Genomic DNA, 21,857 nt, shown 5'->3' on the forward strand with positions numbered 1-21,857 from the left:
GACGCGGAAGGAAAGGACATCCATGAGAACCACGAAGGGAACGAGCCGCTGGCTCGCCGCCGTGGCCAGCGCGAGCATGGTGGTCGCGTTGGCTGGGCCGGCGGTCGCCGCCGACCCCGTCCCGTATGACGAGCAGGCTGTCCACCACTCCCTGTTCGCGGCGGTCGTCCAGGTCCGCGAGGGCGGCACCCGCGGCCTCATCGACGCCGTGCTCGCCGCTGAGCTGAGCGACTGGCGCGCCGCCCACCCGGCGGCCGACGTCGCCGCGCTCAACGCCCACCTGACCGCCGTCAGCACCCTCGTCGGGCAGGCCGTCAAGGCGTCCGACGAGTCACCCGGGAAGCTGCACCTGCTGGGCGCGGCGATGGAGAAGCTGGCCGGCAGCAGCGAAGCACGGCTCGGCGGCCCGGCGGTCAAGGGACTGCTGCGCAGCACCACCGGGGAAGAGTTGGCCGGCATCGTGCCGCCGATCGAGCAGGTCCGCAGCGCCACCCAGGAATACCTGTGGGAGATGCTGTCCCGGGGCGCCCTGGCCGACGTGTGGGGCACGCTGCACGCCCGGGCCGCGACCGATCCGGCCCTCGCCGAGGTGTGGAACACGGCGTTCGGCGCCCGGCTCGGCGTGCGCCTGGACACCCCGGCGGAGGATCTCGCGCAGCTACCCGACCTGAGCGGAAGCCTCAACCTGTCGGCGATCACCGCGAAGCGCCACGACAAGGACGCCTACCGGGCGGAGATCCAGTCACAACTCGACGTGGCGCTGGCCGCGCTGCGCGACCGGACCGCGGCCGCGGTGACCGACGTGGTCGCCCAGTCCGACCGGTTCCCGGTCGACGGGCCGAACAAGCCGACCAGCGCGGACGAGGCGGCGGCCAAGGAGAAGGCGGAGGCCGACCGCAAGCTCAACGAGAAGCTCGGCCAGGCCGTCACCGTCCTCGGCAAGCTGGCCGGGATGGTCGACAAGCAGTTCGGCAAGCAGATCGAGACCATCGCCAAGGCCGTGGTCGGCGCCATCTCGGCGATCACCACCTACACCGCGGCGATCTCGGCGGCCGGCATCACGGCGGCGGCCATGGCGATGTCGACCCTCACCCTGGTCGGTGGCCTGGTCGGCGCGGCGATGATCCTGCTACCGCTGTTCAGCTCGGGCGGCGGCGCCGACGGGACCACCGGCGCCGAGATCGCGGCGCTCCGCGATCAGATCAACCGCATGGCCGCGGGAATGGACAAGCGGTTCGACCGGATCGAGAAGATGCTCGGCACGATGTATGACGGGCTGAGCGCCCAACTGACCGCGCTGTCCCGGGATCTCGCCGAGGTGCGGGCCCAGCTCACGGTGATCGCCGGGCAGCTGATCGTCCTCGACCAGCGGGTCGACAGCCTCGCGCTGGCGAGCCAGGCGGCCTTCGAGCAGATCATCCAGCAGCCGCTGAAGACCTCGGTCGACCGTTACGTGCACCGGGAGGCACGCACCGGCACGACGATCGACTCGTTCGCCACCTACTTCGACCAGGCCGACTCGCCGACGCGTACCTTCGCGGCCGACAGCGCCAAGCAGGCGCCCTACGTCGTCCCGACCGGCACGTCGCTGGCCGATCCGGTGGCTACGGTCGGCCTCTACCTGCCGGCCGGGGCGATCGACTACCTCGCACAGTGGGCGGGCGCCCGGGGCATCGCGCTCACCCCCGCGCCCGGCGACCAGCCCGCGTCCGGAGTGGCCAACCCGTCGGCGTGGCTGCTGGGCGCTCGGGCGAACCTGATCCTGCAACTACAGAACCCGCAGTACGCCGCCCAGGTCAACGAGGCCGAGACGCAGAGCACGATCGCCGCCGGCGACGCGGTCAACCGTCGGGTGCGGCAGTTCAGCGCGCCGGCCGCGGACGGTGCCACCAATGCCCTGTTCCAGCGGCTGACCGCCGACTACCGCGCGGCGATGGGCCAGTGGAAGGCCGGCCTCGACGAGGTCGGCCGGGCGGTGCGCTGGGTGGAGACCGACCGCGACTACAACATGTGGGGCAGCGTCGACCAGGACATCCCCGCCGCCGGCCGGATCGCGGACGTGCCCAACATGGCGCGCTGCGGTTCGACGACCGGGGTCTACCTCAACACCCCGAGCAAGCTCAACCGCTCGGCCCTGCCGAACGTCTACCACCTCGCCAACTACGCGATGGCGCTCGGCTACCGACCGGAACTGCGATCCTGCCTCGACGCGCAGTTCGTCGACGTCGAGGTGAACGACGGCCCCCGCTACCAGCAGACCAACGGAGATCTGGAGCTGGTCGTCCGGCAGCAGGCCAAGTGGGTTGGGGGTGACTGGCAGGACGTGCGCACGGTGACCTGGAAGACCCACCTGGTCGACATCTGCCTGTGGAGCCAGCGGAGCAACCCGCCGACCGGGTACTGCCGGGACACCGACTACTACCTCAACGACAAATGGAATTCCACCTACCGGGCGAAGCTGGACAGCAACGGCGTGGTGGTCGACAACCCCGCCGCGCTCGCGCTGGCGCGCACCAAGGCCGCGGCCATGCTGACCGGCAAGCAGCGCTACTTCTACCGGGTCGCGGCGCTCGGCACCGGCGTGGACCGGCCGCCGGCGGGGAGCTGGTCGCCCTCGCAGCAGCTCTGGGACGCCGGCAAGAAGGTCTCGGACACCGTACGGATGCTGCAGATCTTCTCGGACCTGGGCTGGTCGTCGGCGCTGGAACGGGACGACGTGCTGCGCGGCCAGCTGTTCGGCGACCGGTCGCTGCCGGCGGACTATCGCCTGCCGCGCAGCCAGGACAGCTACAACACCGGGTCGCTGCACCTCTACAACGCCTACCAGCGGGCGTTGGCCAACTACGGCAGCTGCAAACAACAAGTGGACTGGGACCCCTGCCAGGGTGACGTGTCCGGGCTGAGTCCGCTGGCGCAGCAGGAGCGGTTCGGCGCCGGCTGCGTCGCGGCTCCGGCAGGGCAGGCGCCGGACGATCCGCTCGGTTCGTGCGTCATCCAGGCCGGATCGGCCGCGAGCGGCATCCTCGCCGACCGCTACGGCTACTGGTCCGGGCAGATCAAAGCCGGCACCCACCAGGAGGGCCTCGCGGCGGTGAAGGGCGTCGTCGGGCTGCTACGGGCGACGAACATCGCAGTGCACGCCGGCTGATCGCCATCAGATCGGGGGCTCACCGCTCTGGTGAGCCCCCGATCCGTCCACTCAGGGCTGCCCTCGACATGTCCGGGTGGCTGGCGCGCGCCGGGCCACCACCGTCAACCTACGGATACCGAACGGCGACACCTTCCCCGAGCGTGGTGGGCATACGGCTCACCGCTGAAGGGACAACACGAAGCATGCGCACCAACCGCCGTACCTTGATCGCCGGTTCTGCCGCGGTCGCCACCGGGGCTCTGCTCGGGTCGCGACCAGCCGCCGCGCAGACCCACCGACCCGGCCCCAAGCCGACCATCGTGCTGGTGCACGGTGCGTTCGCCGACGCGTCCGGGTGGGCTGACGTCGCCCGTGGCCTGCAACGCGACGGCTATCCGGTGCTCGCACCGGCCAACCCGCTGCGCGGTGTCTCCGCCGACGCCGCCTACCTCGCCAGCATCCTGGCCACGATCGACGGCCCTACCGTGCTGGTCGCCCACTCCTATGGCGGGATGGTGGTCACCAACGCCGCCGGCCGAAATCAGGACGTCAAAGCTCTGGTGTACGTCGCGGCGTTCGCCCCCGACGAAGGCGAGACGCTACAGGGACTCCAGCTCAAATACCCCGGCAGCAAACTCGGCCAGGACGCGCTCGACCTGCGCCCCTACCCGACCGCGGACGGCGCCGGAAGCTACGACGGCTATGTGAAGAGCGCCGTCTTCCGTGACGTGTTCGCGGGCGACCTGCCGAAGGCGACGACCGACGTGATGGCGGCGACGCAGCGCCCCGGCGACGTACACACCCTGCTGGAACCGTCCGGGCCGCCGGCATGGCGCAGCATCCCGACGTGGTACCTCGTCGCCCGCAACGACAATCTGATTCCCCCGGCCGCGCAGCGGTTCATGGCGCACCGGGCCGGGGCGCGCACCACCGAGGTCAACGCCTCGCACGTCGCGATGATCTCGCAGCCGCACACCACTCTCGGCGTCATCAAGTCCGCCGCGCGCTGAACGGAGCCACCCCGATGTTTGTCACCACCACCGACGGCGCCCAGATCTTCTACAAGGACTGGGGCGCCGGCCGTCCGGTCGTCCTGTCGCACGGCTGGCCGCTGAACTCCGACAGCTGGGAGGCGCAGGCGCTCTTCCTCTCCTCCAACGGCTACCGGGTCATCGCACACGACCGCCGCGGACACGGCCGGTCCACGCAGACCTGGCACGGCAACGAGATGGACACCTACGCCGACGACCTCGCGACGCTCGTCGACGCTCTCAACCTGCGCGAGGCCACCCTGGTCGGCTTCTCCACCGGAGGCGGCGAGGTGGCGCGCTACATCGGTCGGCACGGCACCGGCCGGGTGGCGCAGGCGGTGCTCGTCTCCGCCGTGCCGCCGTTCATGCTGCGCACCGCCGACAACCCGAACGGAGTCCCGATCGGGGTCTTCGACGCGATCCGGGCCGGGTCGGTCGCCGACCGGTCGCAGACCTACCGAGACCTCGCCGACGGCCCGTTCTTCGGCCACAACCGGCCCGGCGCCAACATCTCGCAAGGCATCCGCGACGCGTTCTGGCTCCAGTCGATGGCCGCCGGGCACCGCAACGCCTACGAGAGCATCGCCGCCTTCTCCGCCACCGACTTCCGTGCCGACCTCGCGGCATTCGACATGCCCACCCTGGTCATCCACGGCGACGATGACCAGGTCGTGCCGTTCGAAGTCGGTGGCATGGCTTCGGCGGCGCTGGTCAAGAACGCCAATCTGATCGTCTATCCGGGCGCGCCGCACGGGATCACCGACACCCACAAGGAACAACTCGGCGCCGACCTGCTCGCCTTCCTGAAGGAGTACGACGCATGAGCACCATCGTCCTGGTCCACGGGCTGTGGGTGACACCGCGCAGCTGGGAGCACTGGGTGCGCTACTACGAGGCAAAGGGCCACCAGGTGCTGACCCCGGCCTACCCGGGCTTCGAGGTCGAGGTCGAGGCACTGCGCGCCGACCCCACGCCGATCGCGAACGTGACCGTGCCGGAGACCATCGCGCACCTGGAGAAGATCATCACGGCGCTGCCGGAGAAGCCGATCATCATGGGCCATTCCTTCGGCGGCGCGCTGACCCAGTTGCTCCTCGACCGCGGCCACGGCGCCGCCGGGGTGGTGATCGACTCCGCGCCGCCGGAGGGCATCCGGGTCAACCCGCCATCGCAGATCAAGTCGCTGTTCCCGATCCTCAACAACCCGGCCAAGCGACACCAGGCCGCCGGATTCACTCCCGAGCAGTTCCACTACGCGTTCACCAACACACTGTCCGAAGAGGACTCCCGCGCGGCCTACGAACGCTATGCGATCCCCGCGCCGGGCAGCTGGGTCTGGTCCTACGGACTGCTCGCCAACTTCACGCCGGGCAAACAGGAAACCTGGGTCGACTTCCGCAACGCCGACCGCGCTCCCCTGCTCTTCATCGCCGGCGGCGCCGACCACATCATGCCGCCGTCGGTCAACAAATCAAACGCCCACCACTACAAGGCCGAGGGTACGGTCACCGACTACCACGAGTTCCCCGGCCGCTCCCACTGGACCTGCGCCGAACCTGGCTGGGAACAGGTCGCCGACCACGCCCTCGACTGGGCCCTGCGGCACGCCGCAAACTGAAGCGTCGCCGAGCCGGTCCTTCCCCTGGGGTGGCCGGCTCGGCGCCGCTAGTCGAGGTCGTGTTCCTCCAACCCGCGCATGATCAGCGTCCGCATCGACCCGAATCCGTAGCGGTCCGCATCGGATGACAGCTCCGCCACCTCGCGGAGCACGGGTTCGACGTCGATGCCGAGCTCGCGGGCCCGGTTGCACAGCGACCAGATCGTCACCAGCTCGTCGCGCGGATCGGAGCCCTGATCCACCGCCGAGACGTGAACGAGCCGGCGGCGGAAATCCCGCGCCGACTCCCATTCGTTCGGCAGGCCGGCAGCCCACCGAAAAGAACCGTAATCCCGGAAGATGTCCCGGACCTCCGCACGAGTCGGTGAACCGCCCGTCTCGTACGCGTCCAACAGCGACTCCAACGCGGCGGCCGCCTCGGCCGTCACCCCGGCCTCTTCCACCGGCGCCGGCGCCTGCCGCAACGTGGCCATCCAGTTCGGGTCACTCAGGTCGACCGGACGCTCTGCGATCTCCCGCAGCAGTTCGTCGATGGTGGCGACGTCCGCACGGACCGCGGCAAGATTCATGCCGCCATTGTGAACCCGTACACCAACTTCTGATCGACGTGCTAATCGTCCAGCACCGCGGCCAGCTGGCCGCGAGAGGTGATCCCCAACTTCGGGAAGATCCGGTAGAGGTGGGACGAGACGGTGCGCGGCGACATGAACAGTTGCTCGCCGATCTCCCGGTTGGAGAGCCCGGCAGCGGCGAGGCTCGCGATCTGCAACTGCTCGCCGGTGAGCACCTCGCGTGCCACGACGCGGGGTAGGGCGGTGTGCTCCCCCGCCGCGCGGAGCTGATGCCGGGCCTGCTCGACCCACGGCATCGCGCCCAGCCGTGACAGCCCGGCCAGGGCCAGCTGAAGCTGCGGCACGGCATCGAGGTCGCGGCGTTGGCGGCGCAACCACCCGCCGTACGCGAGCCCGAGCCGGGCCCGCACCCACGGCCACTGCGTGGCGTCACCGTCGAGCGCGCGCACATAGCGCTCCTCGGCCCGGTCGTCGTCGGCGAGCACCGCGTCGGCGTACCCGTCCACGACGCTGAAGTCGACCGGAGCAACCGGGCCGAGCACTTCACGGACGCCGCCGATGAGCTGGCGTGCCAGCGCGCGACGGTCGGTGTGCACAGCGGCATCAGCCAGGAACATCACCGCGGGAAACGTGCTGCGCGGGTCATACAGCGGATCCTGCGGATCGAAAACCGGGCGAAGGGCGTCGAATCCTTCCTGGTACGCGCCGCGGGCCACCAGTGCCGTGCCGAGCACGACCTGCACCCGGGGCAGGAAGCTGGTGGTTCCCTGTCTGACCGCCTCGGCATTGATCTCCGCCAGCGTCCGCTCGAGCTGGCGCGACTCGCCGGTCAACGCGGCCAGCCGGGCCTCGTTGAGCCGCGCCGAGTTGCGCCAGGTCGGCTGGCCGGTCTCGTCGGCGAGGCGGCGGCCCTCGTCCAGCGCCGTGCGGGCGCGGTCCCAGTGGCCGATGAACCAGTCGGCCTGGATCCGGGTGAGCAGGACGTGCGGCAGAAGTCCGAGCCGGCCCTGGGCCCGCAGCAGCCGCTCGGCCTCGTCGGCGAACGCTCGTGCCAGCAGGGCGTCACCGACGACGACGGCACCCATCGCATACATGCGCAGCGCGTTGGCGTCCGAGATGTCGCGGGTGAGCGCCCGCCGGCACTCGGCCAGGATCCGGGGCGTGTGGCCCACCTGGTCGATGCCGGACAACGCGAAGACCAGACGATGCTCCGATCCGGCGACCGGCAGGGCGAGCGCGGTGGTGGCGAGCAGCTGCCGGGTCGGCGCGTCGGGGCGCGTCCAGTAGCAGCGGGACGCGATGGACATGAGCACGTTCCAGGCGAGTTCGAGGTCACCCGCACGCCACGCGACCCGCACATCATCATGCAGGTCCAGGATGCGCCCGACGTCGTCGCTGCCGTGCCCGGTGAAGAGCTCGGCGAGCCATGCCGCGCGGATCTGATCGAGCGTGTCCAGCGGATCGGCGCACGCCGCGGCGCGTAGCCGGTTGACCGTCCGGCGGTCGCCGAGCTCGTATGCCCAGGTGGCGGCCATCAGCAGCCGGTGACCGCGCACACCCGGTTGGCCGGTGACCCGGGCCGCTCGTTCCATCAGCCAGATTGCCGGGGTCGTCTCGGCCCGCTGGTGAGCCGCCCTCGCGGCCTCGGCAAGGTCGTCAGCGAGGCCGTCATCGGTGCCGTGTGCCGCCTGGGCCCGGTGGGCCAGGGCGCCCCGCCGGTCCGACCGCGCGAGCACAACCGCCAGGGCGCGGTGTGCGGCACGCACGCGTTCGGCGTCGTCCGATCCGACGACGGCGGCCCGCACCAGAGGATGCCGGAACAGCACCTCCGCGGGTGTGACGGTGATCAGGCCCGCTGCGGCACACGGGCCCAACGCTTCGGCGGGCACGTGTCCCCCATGGAACACCTCCGCGGCCTCGAGGATCTCCGCGACCGGCGCATGCTCGTCAAGTGCCGCCACCAGCAGGACGTCGCGGCTGAGAGCGGGTAGGCCGCGGTAGCTACCGGCGAAGCTCGACCGGATGTGGTCGCCGACGGGGACGTTCGCGGTGGCGGCCCTGTGCGCGGGCGCCGTGTGCGCCCAGGTGCGCGGCAGCTCCGTCAGCGCGAGCGGATTGCCGCGCGCGGCGTGCAGAATCTGGCCGCGGATGAAGGGATCCAGGTCCGGCGCCACGGCATCGAGCAACGCGTTCGCGGCGCCGTCGTGAAGCGCGGGGACCGTGATGGTCGTTGTCGCTTCCACCGCGTCGTCGGGATCGTCGACCGGTCTGGTAGCCACGATCAACAGCACGGGGTCGGCGGCCAGCCGGCGGCCGAGAAAGGCGATCACGGAGCGGGACTCGGCGTCCAGCCAGTGCGCATCGTCGATGGCGAGCGTGATCGGGCGACTCTCGGCCGCCTCCGTGACAGCGGTCAGCGCGGCCATGCCGACCAGGTAGGGCGCCGGCACCACGGCAGGGTCGTCCGGGCGGGTGGCCGCGAACAGTGCCGCCCGTTGGCCGGGTGGCAGCTCGACCGACTCGATCATCCACGGGGGCAGCAGCCGCCGCAGGCTCGCGTAGGGCATGACGTCACCGTCGGTGCCGCCGGCCGTCAACACCAGGTGCCCGCGGCGGCGGGCGAGCTCGGCGGCCCGTCGCAGCAGAGCCGACTTACCGACGCCGGCCTCGCCGCGCAGCAGCAGCGAACCGCCGCCCTGGTCCAGCCGGGCCAGCATGCCGTCGATGACCTCGAGCTCACGAGCGCGGCCGACCAATCCGGAAGCGCCACCTGCCGGCTCGATCGGCTCGTCCGCCACGGTCGACCCGGTCACGTCAGTTCGCGCAATCGGGCCGGCAGCTGGTGGCGGGAGCCGACCGACAGCTTCGGGTACGCACGCGCGAGATGCGACTCGACGGTGCGCCGCGACAATGCCAGGCGCACCGCGATCTCCCGGTTGGACAGACCGGTCGCGGCCAGTTGGACCACCGCGAACTCCTGGGGCGAGAGCAGGCCGCCCAATGGTGGTGCGTCCGGCTCGACCGCGCCGGCGGCGCGTAGCTCCTGCTCGGTGTGGTCAAGCCAGGCGCGCGCCGGCAGCGTCGCGAAGACGGTCCGGGCGCTGTCCAGGTGCTCCCGCGCGTCAGCGATGCGCCGTTCCCGTCGCAGCCACGATCCGTAGCTCAACTGCACCCGGGCCCGGAGCCAGGGCAGCCGCCGGGCCCGGTCGAGCAGTTCGGTGAAGGTCGCCTCCAGGTCCGTTGGCGGTTGCAGCAACGTGCGCAGGTAGCGCAGGTGCGCCTCGCCATCGGCCGACGCGCTGCGGCGCAGCGCCGCCCCGATTGCCGGGGGCACCGCCATGCCTGCGCGGCGTGGCCGGCCGCGGCTGACGGCTTCGGCGTAGAGGCTGCCGACGATCGCGCGGTCGATCGCGTACCCGCTGACGCTCGGTCCGCCGAGCACCGCCTCGAATTCCAGACCCGCCTCGGCGAAGCGTCCCTCGGCCATGAACGCCGTTCCACGTGCGGCGGCCACCCGTAGTCGCACGGGCCAGACCGGCCGATCGCCGAGCCCTTGCTCCGCCGCTCCGGCGACGCTTCGGGCGGCCTCGACATCCCCGCTTGCGGCGCGAAGCATCCCCGTAGTCGCCTGTGCGTAGGCCCGCCAAACGACCTGGCCGGTGCGCTCGGCCGCCTCGGTCGCGCAACGCAGATGCTCGTCGGCGAGCTCCCACCGGCCAAGGAACAGCTCGACATCGGCCAGGGCGGCCACCACCGGCACCAGCGCCCCGAATCGGCGGTCTCGGGTCAGCGACGGAACCACCGGGCCGAGCAACTCGGCAGCACGTTCGAGGCGGCCCAGCCGCCGCATCGCCAACCCCAGATGCACCAGGTCGTCGTCGGAAAGTCGGCCCAGGGCACCGGGAGTGAGTCGGGCCGACGCGTCAGCCCGTGCGGGGTCGGCGGTCGCGCACACCAACAACCAGCGCGGGTCGTGTTGGTGGTCCTCGAGTGCGTTCAGGGACGTCAGTAACCGTTGGCCCGCTGACTCGTCGACGTCTTCCCAGGTGACCGTCTCGGCGAAGGCGGCCAGCAGGTCCAGAGCCAGGGCCGAGTCGCCGGCGGCGCGGCAGGTGTCGGCGACCGCGCACACGGCCTCCGCCGACGACGAACGCCGCCACGTCGCGTCGTCGATCCGCCGCGACAAGATGTCCCGCCGGACCGCGTCGACCGGGTTGAGCCCCGCGGGCAAGGCGTCGAGCAAGGCAGCGACAACGTCGAAGCGACCGAGATCCATGGCGACGAGCGCGCTCGCGACGAGTTCCCGGCCGGCCCGCTCACCGCGTCTGCCAGCACGCGCCGACGCCAAGGCGCGGCGTACCCCATCGCGGTGGTCGTGGGTCGGAGGTCCGCCAAGCTGCTCCTGGGTGACGCGCAGATCGCCGGGCGCCGCGGCCTGCACCAGCGCTGCGGCCAGTAATGGATCCGCCAGCCGGACGCCGTCGGTGTCGTTCGCCAGCCGGCCGGCCGCGACCAGCGAGTCGATGTGCTCGGTCGCCGACGGACCCTCCAGGCGGCGCAGGTGCTCAGGCCGGCACATTTCGCCGGCCGCGACCAGCAGCAGGATCCTGCGGGCCGCCGCGGGCAGTTCGGCGATGTCTTCCAGCAGGGACTGCGCCAGCCGCGTGGTCAGCGGTGAGTGCGGCTCAAGGAGATCGGCTCCGGGCGTGTGCCGGTCGCGCCAGGCGATCGGCAGCTCGATCAGGGCGAGCGGCCGACCGGCCGCGTCGTCGAGGATCCTGTCGGCCAGCCACGGGTTCAACCCGGGCGCCCGCGCCCGCAGCAGCCGCGCGGCTGCGGACGACCCCAGACCAGGGAGCGTCCGGATCCGCAGCGCCGGCCAGGCGACCGCGCCCGCCTGGCGGCCGCCCAGGATCACGGCCAAGCCCGGTATGGGCACGCCGGCGAGGGTACGGGCCATTGTTTCGGTCGTCTGGGCATCCAGGCGGTGTGCGTTGTCGACGACGATCAGCGCGGGCCCATCAGCCGCGATCGCGCCGAACAGGGATCCGGTGGCCGCCACAACAGCCGAGTCGACGGTCCCGCCGACGACCGCGGTGGTCAGCACCTCGATCGCCGAGCGCGCGGCCGTCAGCCGCCGGCACGCGTGCAGCACCTGGTGCAGTCCGGCGAAGGCGACGTCACGCTCCGCGTAGGACGCACTGATCACAATCGGCCGCTGCCCACGCCGACGGGCCCGACGCACGACGCTCGACAGCACCGTGGACATCCCGACGCCCGACCGCCCCTGGAGGTAGATACCCGGTGCGGCCGACGGGTCGCCCAGGTAACCGACGACCGCCCGCAGCGCCGCGACTCGCCCGGCATCAGGCGGATCGAGGTGCGCCCGCTGTGCCGTCGCCATCGTTTCCGATCTCATCGTGCTCGCGCGTACATCTACCCACCGACGTCAGCGGCCGTCCACGTCGGCTCGGTCACCCGAACTTCTTCCATTGGCCTTCGGAGATCACCTCGACGGAGCCATCGACGACCTTGATCGCCGTCTGTTCGTCGATGGCGTAGGCCGGGATGCCGATGTCGGCGGCCCACCGCTCCGCGTCGGCCGGGGTGTTCGTGGGGAAGGCGTTCAAGTGCGGGAAAATCGAGAAATCGACGACACCGAGGGTACGGTCGTCCGGCGCCGACGCCCACTCGACGAAGGAGCCGCCGATCCGGGGTGTCATCACCATGCTTCCGGCGCTGACGCCCACCCAGACCTTGTCGGGCAGCGAAGGCAGCAGGTCGGCCAGCCCGGACTCGCGCATCCAATGGCACAGGTAGGTGGCGTCGCCGCCGTCGACCAGGAGCACGTCGGCTTCGCGGACCCAGGGGACCCACCGCTCCGCGCCGATCGTGGGCAGTGCGGTGAGCTCGAGGACACCGAGGGACGCCCAGCCCAGGCCGGACAGATACTGCCAGTCGGGCGCGGGATCGGCGGCGACGAAGCCACGTACGGATGTCGGACCGCACATCGGGTGCCCCCACTGCGCGGTCGGGACACAGAGGGCGTGGCAGTCGGCGATCGGCTTGCCGAGCAGCTGCACGAGAGCCGAGTGGATGCTCGGGTTCGTCACTCCGCCTGAGGTGAGCAGGAGTTTCACGGTGCCTCCGGTTCCGCGCGGAAGGATGTGTGCGCTTGATCGTAGTTCCGGCGTCCCCTTCCGGAGGTCCCTCGGCAGCGCCGACGGCGGAGGATGTGCTAGGTTTATGGCGTTGCAGTTTTGATTTCCGTAGACGTTTTCTGGCGCCTGATGGGGTATTTGAAACCATCCAGGCGCCTTTCGTTTTTCGTGTCGTTTCGACGCGGGCGATCAACGCGGCGGCGTAAGGGGTCCGCACAGTGCGGCCTCCAACAGCCTGCGAAGGAGCAGACATGACTACAGGCACCGTGAAGTGGTTCAACGCCGACAAGGGCTTCGGCTTCATCAGCCCCGACGACGGCGGCGCAGACGTCTTCGCCCACTTCTCCGCGATCTCGGCGAGCGGCTTCCGCAGCCTCGACGAGAACCAGAAGGTGGAGTTCGACATCACTCAGGGCCAGAAGGGCCCGCAGGCGGAGAACATCCGGCCGCTCTGACCCACGCTCTGCGAACGGCGGCCCGCCCGGTTGAGCGGGCCGCCGTTCGGCGTTTCACGAGCCCGGCTCGACACCCCTGAAGGACATGACTATGACGACGACCTACTCGGGCCCTGCGAGGCTGATCCTGGTCGACGGCGCATGCATATCTGGCATGGCCTCCCTCACCACCAACCAGCGCGGCGGACTCAACGGCTGGGGCGGCACCTTCCGTCCGGACGAGATCACGACGGACCTCCGCAACGCCGTCGAGGGGCTCCAACTGGAACTCCCCTACGATCGGGTGGGGACAGTCGCCGTCACCGGCATGCGCAAACTACTCGCCACGCAGGTGTTGATGTCGTTGGCAGGCCGCGGGCCCGTCCCGTTCTAATCGCCTGCGCCAGCTCTCGCGAGCACCCGCTGGATCAACTGGGTGGTTGAGATTCCTCCCGTGCGCCGAACATACCTGAGCTTGCCGGCTGCCATAGCGGGCCCATATACGAACTCGGCCCCCTCGGGCGACAAGTCGTCGCCGTGCACCACGGTGGTGATCCCGTGCTGGGCAAGAAACTCTTCGGTCACTTGGAGCGGGGCGTCCTCGATCACCTCGTCGACATACCTGCACGACTCGATCACGGCGACACGCTCCGCGAGGGTCATGATGGGACGACGCTTGTAGGAGGCTGCGGCGTCGTCGGCCAGCACGCCGACGACCAACCAGTCACCATGGCGGCGCGCCTCCCGCAGGAGCGACACGTGGCCCGCGTGGAACAGGTCTCCAACCATGTCGACGTAAACCCGCGATGTAGCAGTCGTACCCACGTCTGGGTTCTCCATCCTGGCCAAGGTACGCCTGGCCAACACCGCGAGGACCACCGGCGGGTCCTCGCGGTGTTGACGTATCTCGGTGCCGCGTGACGGTCCTAGGTGACGTCGAGGGTCACGATCCGCATGCCCCCAGCGCGGCAGGCCTTCTCCCAGTCCCGCATGGCGTCGGTGGTCATGAAGTTCGCGGTGGACTGGTTGAAGGTGCCACCCCGGTAGCGCCACACGGCCACCCGGTAGGCGTCGTTGTTGAACGCCTTGAGGATCCGCAGCTCGTAGCCCGCCTCCTTGCGCTCCCGGTTGAGCTTCTGGAAGGCACTCTCGTTGTTGGCGTCAGCGCCGCCGGCCAGGATGCCGTAGTTCCACCGCTGGCCCGAGCTGCCCTGGTCGGAGCGCCACAGCCCGCCGATCTTGCCATCCTCACGGATGACGATGTCGACGAGGCGGAAACCCTGGTCCCACAACACGTCGTCCTGGTTCTTGAAGTCGGTCCACGTCGGGATGGCGGTCCGCCAGAACCGCTCGCCGCTGCCCGTACGCCACACCGCGAAGAACTCGTCGCCGTCCCGATCGAATTCGGCCAACCGCAGGCCCTGGGCGTAGTAGGTGTCGTCCCAGTCCTCGAATTCGCCGATCGACATGTGGCCGTGGACCCACTGAGCGCCGGAACCGGGCCGGAAGACCGCGGTGACGTCATGGCCGACCACGTCCAGCTCGGTGACCCGGTATCCGTTGTCGAAATAGAAGTCGCTGAGGTCGACGAACTCCGACCAGCTCTTGTCGTGGAACCAGTACTCGTTGCCCGGGTTGACCACGGTGCTACAGCTCGCGTGGTAGCCGCCGTATGGCGCGGCCGCCGCCGGCGCCGAGGCGACGTGTAGAACGCCGGCCACCGCCACGACACTGACCGCCGCGATACGCGCGATCCTCTTGAACATCATGCCCTCACCTTCGATGCGGGATCGTTGTTGCCCCGCATCGAAGAATCCGGCAGTTGCGCACCCGTTGTGACAATGTTGCGCCGCAGCTCAGGACGGAGGCCGACGTCATGGAGCGGGCCGTCCGGGAGCATGGCAAGCGCCGGTGCGTCAAGGCCCTCTGCAAAGACGTGGCCACCCGGGGAGCACCTTCGTCATCTCGGCGAAGTCGACGCCAGCTTCATACACCGCGGTGACGAGTGCCAGCTCCTGGCGACGCAACACACGTGATAGATCGAACTCGGCGCCTGCCGGCACCCCTGCCTCACCGAGCTACAGAATCCTCGATAAGGCCGCCCTCACCAACGCGCTCCTCCCGCTCAAGGAGATGCCGACCGGCTACAGCGAGGACCAGTCCAAAGACCAAGACCGCCCCGACAAGACGTTCTGCAATTACCGGCAGCCGTACACAGCGAAGATTGAAGTATCTGCTTCGTACCAGAAGGGCGGCGGCCTGAATGCGGAGGTCGCCGTGATCTCCTTGCGGCAGTACGCCAACGCCGACCAGGCGAAAGCTTCGTTCGAGAAGATGGCCGCGATCCTCCAGACATGCAAGAAGGACACCTCGGAGGGGCAGAAGGTCACCTATGCGCTGATGAACCTGCCGAACGCGGGCGATGCCAGCCTCGGGGTACGCATCGAGACGCAGGGTGCGACAGTCCTACAGGGATTCGCCATCGTGGGGCCGACACTCATCTCGTCCGGCACGGGCGGGCTCATGAGCGCTGACGCTGATTTCGTAGCCGATCTGCTGACCAGACAGGTGGATCGATATTCTGCGGCCGCCGGCACATAGCCCGTTCCTCTCGAGGGCGAGGATCGCCTCCCGGCGCAGGTCAAGCCAGCCAAGCGGACCGTTCCCGTTCGGCGCATTTCAGCCGCGCGCGACGTCAGGTTCGGCGGGTCCGAGCTCATCGAGAATGGCCAACAGGGGTTGGATTGTCTCGGTGGTCGCGTCGGCCTCGCTGGCGCTGGCGAGGATGGTGCCGATGTCGCGCAGGGGTGGGAGCTGGTCCCAGTGGGTGTCGTCGACCAGCCAGTGCACCGCCTCGGTCAGACCGGGCCAGGGCATCAGACTGTGCGCGCGCAGTGTCACGAGGACCGCGAGGCCGGCGATGATGTCGGCCCTGCGATCGGGCCAGGCAATCGTGGCCATGCTGCCGCCGATCTGGTGGTCGCGACGCTCTTTGGGCGAAACTCGAAAGCCTCAGGACGCGCGTGCCCGATCGGTCCCGGGACTTCGAGCGCAAACCGCAGCAGCGCTCGGATCGGGGGTTCGTCGGGTCCTGCGGCGCGACGGTTGCGGTCACCTCGTCTGGTGGCCTTACCAGCAAGGGCAGCAGCCCGAGCGTCAGCCCGTATTCGTTGATCGCGATGGACCGGTTGCCTGTCGCCGTTGGCCGGGCTCGGTCCGGGTGTCACCGGATCATCGTGTCGCATGGCTGGACCTCAGCGTTCGAGGATCTGAGCGAGTAACTCAAGCTCGTAGGCCCGGGCCGCCTCGGTGGCCGACTCGTCGAGGACCGTCGCTGCGAATAGGGCCACGTCGTCGAGCCGTCGCTCCAGTCGGTAGTAGCGAAGCATGTTGTCATCCAGGTCGAGCGGGCCGTATCCGCTGCGGAACTGTGCCTCCCTGCGAGCGTTGATCGGATGCTCGCCGAACTCGGTTCCGAAGACGAACATCAAATCGCGTTCCCTCGGGGCCCGGACTGGCGCGTCCCAGTCGACGACGCGCAAATCGTCGCTGCCGTCGGCCAGGAGGTTGCCTGGATGAATGTCGGCGTGGCATACCACGATCGGCCGGGGAGCAGCTGCCGCTTCACACTCCAGCCGTTCGGCCTCGTCTGCCCAGGCTGACAACTGCCCGCTATGCCGGCGCCACAGCGGTCCCAGCGCCGGATCGGCGGCCGCCTGGTCGGCCAACGCTCGGACACGGTGCGGTGCTGTGCTCGCATACGCCTCGATCGGCAGGAGCGCCGCGACCTCGTCCGGCAGTTCCACGGCGTGCAACGCGCCGAGGAACCGGCCGTATGCCGTCCACTGCGCATCGGTCAGACCCCGGCTCCATAAATTTTCGCCGTCGATGAACGGATACAACGCCAACCGCAGCCCACTCGCCGCGTGGACGCCGCCGATCGGTGCGACAACCTGTGTCAGCCCGTGAGCGAAAAGGTACGACGGCACAGGTAGGGCTGGCCGGGTGAACTCTCCCGTCCGCACTTTCAAGAACCGGCGCCCGCCACCCAGAATGCGCACTTCGTAGGCCCATGCCGCCCCATCCAAACCCACCGGCAGGAAGACGACCTCATCGACGAACAGGCCCCAACCGTCGTGCACACCCTCGACCAGCACCGAGTCAGGGATATCCGGCTTTTCGATCACCGTCGTACCCTGACACAGAATCCGGTCGCCGCTCGACCAAGTTTCGTCGCGGAGGGCAGAAGCGGTCGGCACGACCGCTCATCGGCATGAGCGGGCGTGCTGGGTCCGAAGTTCGGACGCGAACAGCGACTTGAACAGTTCGTCAGCATGTTCCGTAACGCGATTCTGCCCTCGATGCGCGGGCGAGCACCTGCATGGTGCGGTCGCGAAGTCCTTCGATCTCGGTTGAACTGCCTCTAACCTCGATGATCAGCTCGGCCGCGGCCAGCAGGTGTTCAAGGGCGATGACGTACTCGTCGAATGGGGCGTCGTCCTGGAACTGATCGAGGAGGGGTTCGAAATCATCCAGTACCGGCTCGACGAAGGTGGCGGCCCGGTCTGGGTCGCCGTTTCGCTGGATGCACCGTGCCGACTCGATCATCGCTCGTCCCACGAAGGCGTGACTTTGGCCCAACAGGCGCGTGACGATGCGTCCGACCAGCCCGAGGCCACGCTCCTCGAGCTGCGCATCGGGCCCGGCAGCGAAACTGGCGGTGACTTGACGCGCGGCCTCGGCGAGCGCGACGCCGTCGACCCATTCCTGGGAGCCCTCCGGGGCACAAGGCCGCCGCCCCAACCGTTTGATGCACGCTTCGGCTGCGACCGATAGTGACGTCGCCGCTTCGAGGAGGAGTTGGAAGCGCGTCCGTCCGGTCTCCTGCGACGCGACCGCCAAGCGTGCTACCTCGAGCGCAACGGCGACATCTTTCGTGCCACGCGTGGGCTTGCCCCGCCTCGCTCGCTCAAGGAGCGCCTCCGCGGACGCTCGTTCCTTGGCCGATGGTCCAACAACATCATCATCAACGGGCAACCCGAGCTCGATCCGGTACGAGGTCCACGCCAATGGGTCCTTCACCGGGTCCGGCTCGTTGGCGGGGTTGCCGGACGCGGCGCGAACGACTCCGCCGGCGACACGATCCATGGCGAGCCGCGCATCGTCGAAGGGCAGGGCGAACCGCTCGGTCAACACGGCAAGGACGTCGGGCCGGCGCGTCCCCGCCTCGTCCGCCGCTCGCAGGTAGGAGACCAGAGCCCGCGTCGACGTTCCACGAGCGAGACGCACAGTCATGTCGTCTGTCCATTGCACGACTCGAGGATGCCCGTCGCGACCTTGAACGACAAACCCGTATCACGGTGCGCGGTTGTGGGTTGTATCCCGCCGTCGAGACGCACCTGCGCAGTCGCCCTGCCTCTGTCGCCAGGTCGCGCCGAGCGGCGCTGTCGTTCGCTGGGGGCCAACACGCTAGGTTGCTCGGATGAGTCTCCTCGATGACGTCGCGAAGCGTGACAGCTGGCGATGCTGGGTGTGCGACGAGCCAGTCGACGGCGACGTGTCGGTGAACGACCCGCGTGGTCCCAGCGTCGACAGCCGCACCGCCGACAAGAAGGCCAAGGTCGCCGAGCGGCTCGCGCACCGTGCCTGCAACACCCGCAAGGGCGCGGTGAAGGTGGTCATCGCCTGGCCGGAGCGGCTGCACGTCGTGGAGCCCGCGCCGCTGATCACTGTCGCCGAACGGCTCGAACGCAAGGGTGGCCGCGAGTTGGTCGCCCGCTGTCCCAGCAAGAAGGACGCCCAGGAGGCGGCGGACTGGCTGGTCGACCGGTTCTCACGGCTGGTGCCCGGACTGCCGGTGACCGCGAGCGTCGACGCGGGCGGCGGACAGTTTCTGGTCGCCCTGGCCGCCGGCAGACGCTGACCGTTGGCCCTGGTCAGAGAATGCCGCGCGGAACCAGCGGCGGTGAGTGGCGGTGGCGATGCCGTGCACCAGGCGGGCGAAGTCGGCTGCGCCGTCGGCGTCGTCAGCTCGGCGAACGGTGGTGAGGATGGGGCGCACCTCGTCGAGTTCGACGCCGGCACGCAGCAGCACGAAGTGCAGGACCAAGCCGCCCAGGCGGGCGTTGCCGTCGTCGTAAGGGTGGAAGAACGCGACATCGAGATAGGCCCGGGCGGCGCGAGCTGTCGCCGGGATCGTCGGGTCAGCGGCTTCCAACAGGCACGACTCGTACCGTTGCTGGGTGTCGGGGTGTAGCCCGTATCGATCCCGGCCGTTCTTGGCGAAAGCTGGGCCCCGGCGGAAACCGGCGGCGGGGATGCCGCGCAGCATCGCGTTCCAGCGGGCCGTCAGGTCCGGGATGAGATCGGCGCCGGTCGCCGCCGCAGACCGGACATCGTCGTACGCGGCCAGCAGCAGTCGCCGCCGTGGTTGGTCCTCGCCGATCGCCGCATGGGCGATGAACCCGTCCCGGACAGCGCGAAGCGGGGTTCGCGGGTGCGGGACGACGTCGCGCCACCGCACCTGCTCGCGGACGCGCTGCCAGGTTGTGAGCTGGTCAGGCACCGGCCACCCGCCTGGCAATGCGTTCGGCGACCGAAGCCACGAGTTCCCTGTCCGGCTCGACCCAGCTGGCGAAACTGCCGCCGACCGCGTGGTCGAGCAACTTCCCGTGCTCGTCGGCGCCGATGCCAGCCGCTTCGAGGAACCAGCGGAGGACGGCGGTGCAGCAGCTGTACCAGGCGGAGTCGTACTGGGTGCGGTCACCGACCGCGGTCACCAGGTGGGCGACGGCGCGTTCCCAGCCGTCGAGGTCGTCGGCGGCCAGCGGGAGGAAACGGTCGAACCGTTCGGCGAGCTCGTTCAACCAGTCGCGCCACTCGATCAGCGAGGCGGAGATAACGGCTGCGGTCTCCTGCGGGGTCGTGACCGAGTGACGGAAACAGCACCAGTTGCCGACCGGCCCGCCATCGAGGTCACCCTCACCGACCGACCAGCGCCAGCCGACCGCCCACAGACCATACCGTTCGGTGAAGCCGATCGATACGCTCTCCAGCCAGAGGTCTCGCAAACGCCAGTCCGCCTCCTGCGCCGGGAGATTCGTGGCGGTGACCAGCTCGGCGACCATTGCCGCAACCGTCGCCCGGTCGAAGTCCCGCCCTCGCGGATCGACGTCGGCCCAGCTCAGGCTCTCCGGGTGGGGAACACTGCGGGCGAAGCGCGCGGGGTTGAAGCGGCTGATGCCGGGCGCCTTCACCGCCCGCCAGGCCACCGGCTCGTCGGTGTTGTCAGTCATGGCCGGCGCTGCCGCGGCGAACCGGCCGCGGGCGTCGGTGGCGAGCTCGACGGTCAGTTCATGCCAGGCCACCAGGGCTCGGGCGAGGCGGTTCAGGGTCTCGGCCGGTGTCGTGATCGTCAGCTCCACGTCACACCAGATCGGGATGACGCCGCGGCCCGGATAGTCCTCCATCACCACCGTGTGCTGCCAACCGACCGCCCACGCGCCGAAGCGCTCGACCATGGCCGCCGTCATCCGATCCCACCAGAAATCGGCGAGCCGCCAGTCGGTGCCGGCTTGCGGAACCTCGGCGGCCGGCGGCAGCGACCGCACCAGCTCAGCGACGGCTGCCGGGTCGAAGTCAGGGCGGCTGGCGGGGTCGGCGTCACGCCAGGCAAGCAGCCGAAAATCGGGCAGGTGGACCCGGTCCGTGGTCAATGTGGTCAGCCTTCCGTTGGACAGCCCACCAGGATATTGGCCGCCGCCTCCATTCGCCGCACCTTTTTGACCACCGGACCAGAGCGGCCATCGGTGCCTCGTCCAAAAGATGCTGTCATCCACATTGGACAGGTCATGACGGCCGAGCCAAGATGTGCATATGGATACGGAAAGTACGGCCGAGCAGGCCATTGGCGCAGCGGCTGCCCGCGTTGCCTCGATCGTCGAACACAGGTCTGAGTCAGCGTTTGTCCTGCTCCTTCAGCTAGCCGACCGCCACTTCGCGGACCCGGGGTTCGAGGAAGCGGGGGACCGAAGTGGGATGGTTCAGCGGCGTGAGGAGCAACGTGCGAGTTCACCCGGACCGCGGGACGGCAATTGCCGACTTCATTTCGCGGCTGGCTGCCTGGCTGTCGAGACACGAGGTGATCAAGGTCGATGCATAGCCCGAGTGCCCCAGGCGAGGCGAGGAGGCTACCGGTGCTGGACCTCCGCACATTGCGACTGCTGGCAGCCGCCGTCGCCGCGTCGCTCCTGCTGGCTGGTTGCTACATGGGCGATCCAACGGCGGACCCGGCGGGCGTTGTATCGGTCGACGGGCAGGTCGCGGCAGTCGTTCCGCAATGCGGCGACGAATACGTCGCGGGGCTGACCATCGAGGAATACCCCTACGAAGAAGACGTCTCCGTGCAGCCGACAAGCCGCGTGCTGTGGAGCGTGAGCGGAGCCAGGAAGCAGAGGTCGACGGGTCCGTTCGTGATCGGGGATGCGGGACCGTGGAAATCTGAAGCCGTACCGCTCACGGGACCCCTACCGGCAATGTTCATGCTGTCGATCACCACCTCGCGAAGGACGGCCGTCAGCGGCATCGAGCAGTCGATGGCCCAGGGGCTCAAGCACGACCAGGTCCTCGTCGACGGCGCCACGCTCCCGTCCTCGGCCCTCGCCGAGAAATGGGGATGTTAGAAGACGCACAGCCTCGGACTGCCCACAACCTGGCCGGCGGCATCTTGTCCGCGACCACCCAGCGTGAGCACAGGTAACGGCGAGATAACTCCGGGATACAGAATCGCCAATGATCATTAGCATCGAGGCCAACCACGCGGGCTCGTCTGGGGTTGGGTGGAGGTGTCCATTCTGTAGCGCGACAGGCTGACGTTGTCGTCCACGATGGACAGACCGGCCCCGGTGACGCA

20 protein-coding genes are annotated in these 21,857 nt (G+C 69.3%); 9 read left to right on the forward strand and 11 right to left on the reverse strand.

Annotation, left to right across the window (positions count from 1 at the left end; all coding sequences use genetic code 11):
- Positions 1 to 22 precede the first annotated feature (22 nt).
- The 4 genes from DFJ67_RS35495 (at position 23) to DFJ67_RS35510 (ending at position 5,779) form a co-directional block, all read left to right on the forward strand.
- Entirely contained in the window at positions 23 to 3,148 is a 3,126-nt protein-coding gene (locus tag DFJ67_RS35495; RefSeq protein ID WP_147315739.1) for a hypothetical protein, read from the forward strand.
- 185 nt (positions 3,149 to 3,333) lie between these two features.
- A complete protein-coding gene (locus tag DFJ67_RS35500) occupies positions 3,334 to 4,140 on the forward strand; it encodes an alpha/beta fold hydrolase (RefSeq protein WP_116073097.1) in 807 nt (268 codons plus the stop codon).
- 14 nt (positions 4,141 to 4,154) lie between these two features.
- Positions 4,155 to 4,985, forward strand: a complete 831-nt coding sequence (locus DFJ67_RS35505; RefSeq protein WP_116073099.1) for an alpha/beta fold hydrolase — start codon at positions 4,155 to 4,157, stop codon at positions 4,983 to 4,985.
- Positions 4,982 to 5,779, forward strand: a complete 798-nt coding sequence (locus DFJ67_RS35510; RefSeq protein ID WP_116073101.1) for an alpha/beta hydrolase — start codon at positions 4,982 to 4,984, stop codon at positions 5,777 to 5,779. The genes DFJ67_RS35505 and DFJ67_RS35510 overlap by 4 nt, the downstream gene beginning before the upstream one ends.
- A 47-nt stretch (positions 5,780 to 5,826) precedes the next feature.
- On the opposite strand, the gene DFJ67_RS35515 is transcribed toward DFJ67_RS35510, so the two are convergent.
- From DFJ67_RS35515 to DFJ67_RS35530, 4 genes are read right to left on the reverse strand one after another with little or no spacing between them, the layout of a single operon-like run.
- Entirely contained in the window at positions 5,827 to 6,348 is a 522-nt protein-coding gene (locus DFJ67_RS35515) for a hypothetical protein (protein WP_116073103.1), read from the reverse strand.
- 41 nt (positions 6,349 to 6,389) lie between these two features.
- Complete coding sequence (locus tag DFJ67_RS35520; protein WP_147315740.1) at positions 6,390 to 9,164, reverse strand: helix-turn-helix transcriptional regulator; 2,775 nt, start codon at positions 9,162 to 9,164, stop codon at positions 6,390 to 6,392.
- Positions 9,161 to 11,770, reverse strand: coding sequence for a helix-turn-helix transcriptional regulator (locus tag DFJ67_RS35525; protein ID WP_147315741.1), 2,610 nt, complete (start codon positions 11,768 to 11,770; stop codon positions 9,161 to 9,163). Before DFJ67_RS35525 ends, DFJ67_RS35520 begins: the two co-directional genes overlap by 4 nt.
- A gap of 55 nt (positions 11,771 to 11,825) precedes the next feature.
- A complete protein-coding gene (locus DFJ67_RS35530) occupies positions 11,826 to 12,491 on the reverse strand; it encodes a Type 1 glutamine amidotransferase-like domain-containing protein (protein WP_116073109.1) in 666 nt (221 codons plus the stop codon).
- 272 nt (positions 12,492 to 12,763) lie between these two features.
- On the opposite strand from DFJ67_RS35530, the gene cspE reads away from it, so the two are divergent.
- Positions 12,764 to 12,967 (forward strand): transcription antiterminator/RNA stability regulator CspE, encoded by a 204-nt coding sequence (gene cspE / locus DFJ67_RS35535; protein WP_013283833.1) that lies wholly within the window; start codon positions 12,764 to 12,766, stop codon positions 12,965 to 12,967.
- Positions 12,968 to 13,058: 91 nt separating this feature from the next.
- Entirely contained in the window at positions 13,059 to 13,340 is a 282-nt protein-coding gene (locus tag DFJ67_RS35540; RefSeq protein ID WP_170216126.1) for a hypothetical protein, read from the forward strand.
- On the opposite strand, the gene DFJ67_RS35545 is transcribed toward DFJ67_RS35540, so the two are convergent.
- Together DFJ67_RS35545 and DFJ67_RS35550 are read right to left on the reverse strand one after the other, a co-directional pair.
- Complete coding sequence (locus DFJ67_RS35545; RefSeq protein WP_116073112.1) at positions 13,337 to 13,825, reverse strand: adenylyltransferase/cytidyltransferase family protein; 489 nt, start codon at positions 13,823 to 13,825, stop codon at positions 13,337 to 13,339. The genes DFJ67_RS35540 and DFJ67_RS35545 overlap by 4 nt on opposite strands.
- 47 nt (positions 13,826 to 13,872) lie before the next feature.
- Positions 13,873 to 14,715, reverse strand: a complete 843-nt coding sequence (locus DFJ67_RS35550; RefSeq protein ID WP_116073114.1) for a hypothetical protein — start codon at positions 14,713 to 14,715, stop codon at positions 13,873 to 13,875.
- A gap of 364 nt (positions 14,716 to 15,079) precedes the next feature.
- Between DFJ67_RS35550 and DFJ67_RS35555 the strand changes: the two genes are divergently transcribed.
- Positions 15,080 to 15,547 (forward strand): hypothetical protein, encoded by a 468-nt coding sequence (locus tag DFJ67_RS35555; RefSeq protein ID WP_116073116.1) that lies wholly within the window; start codon positions 15,080 to 15,082, stop codon positions 15,545 to 15,547.
- Positions 15,548 to 15,625: 78 nt separating this feature from the next.
- On the opposite strand, the gene DFJ67_RS35560 is transcribed toward DFJ67_RS35555, so the two are convergent.
- The 3 genes from DFJ67_RS35560 to DFJ67_RS35570 all read right to left on the reverse strand — a co-directional run bounded on the left by DFJ67_RS35560 (position 15,626) and on the right by DFJ67_RS35570 (position 18,241).
- Positions 15,626 to 15,907 carry an SCO4402 family protein gene (locus tag DFJ67_RS35560; protein ID WP_116073118.1) on the reverse strand — a complete coding sequence of 94 codons (282 nt, stop codon included), beginning with the start codon at positions 15,905 to 15,907 and terminating at the stop codon, positions 15,626 to 15,628.
- Between the two features lie 293 nt (positions 15,908 to 16,200).
- Positions 16,201 to 17,133, reverse strand: coding sequence for an aminoglycoside phosphotransferase family protein (locus tag DFJ67_RS35565; RefSeq protein ID WP_116073120.1), 933 nt, complete (start codon positions 17,131 to 17,133; stop codon positions 16,201 to 16,203).
- Between the two features lie 142 nt (positions 17,134 to 17,275).
- On the reverse strand, positions 17,276 to 18,241 hold the full coding sequence (locus DFJ67_RS35570; RefSeq protein ID WP_147315742.1) for a hypothetical protein: 966 nt from the start codon (positions 18,239 to 18,241) through the stop codon (positions 17,276 to 17,278).
- A gap of 187 nt (positions 18,242 to 18,428) precedes the next feature.
- Between DFJ67_RS35570 and DFJ67_RS35575 the strand changes: the two genes are divergently transcribed.
- Positions 18,429 to 18,869, forward strand: a complete 441-nt coding sequence (locus DFJ67_RS35575) for a hypothetical protein (RefSeq protein WP_116073123.1) — start codon at positions 18,429 to 18,431, stop codon at positions 18,867 to 18,869.
- Here the strand turns inward: DFJ67_RS35575 and DFJ67_RS35580 are convergent.
- Together DFJ67_RS35580 and DFJ67_RS35585 are read right to left on the reverse strand one after the other, a co-directional pair.
- Complete coding sequence (locus DFJ67_RS35580) at positions 18,780 to 19,511, reverse strand: Fic family protein (RefSeq protein ID WP_116073124.1); 732 nt, start codon at positions 19,509 to 19,511, stop codon at positions 18,780 to 18,782. The genes DFJ67_RS35575 and DFJ67_RS35580 overlap by 90 nt on opposite strands.
- Entirely contained in the window at positions 19,504 to 20,661 is a 1,158-nt protein-coding gene (locus DFJ67_RS35585) for a hypothetical protein (RefSeq protein ID WP_116073125.1), read from the reverse strand. Before DFJ67_RS35585 ends, DFJ67_RS35580 begins: the two co-directional genes overlap by 8 nt.
- Before the next feature lie 480 nt (positions 20,662 to 21,141).
- Here DFJ67_RS35585 and DFJ67_RS35590 point away from each other — a divergent pair, with 480 nt between their 5' ends.
- Positions 21,142 to 21,627, forward strand: coding sequence for a hypothetical protein (locus DFJ67_RS35590; RefSeq protein WP_147315743.1), 486 nt, complete (start codon positions 21,142 to 21,144; stop codon positions 21,625 to 21,627).
- The last annotated feature ends 230 nt before the right edge of the window (positions 21,628 to 21,857 follow it).

Source organism: Asanoa ferruginea, assembly GCF_003387075.1.
Taxonomy (GTDB): domain Bacteria; phylum Actinomycetota; class Actinomycetes; order Mycobacteriales; family Micromonosporaceae; genus Asanoa; species Asanoa ferruginea.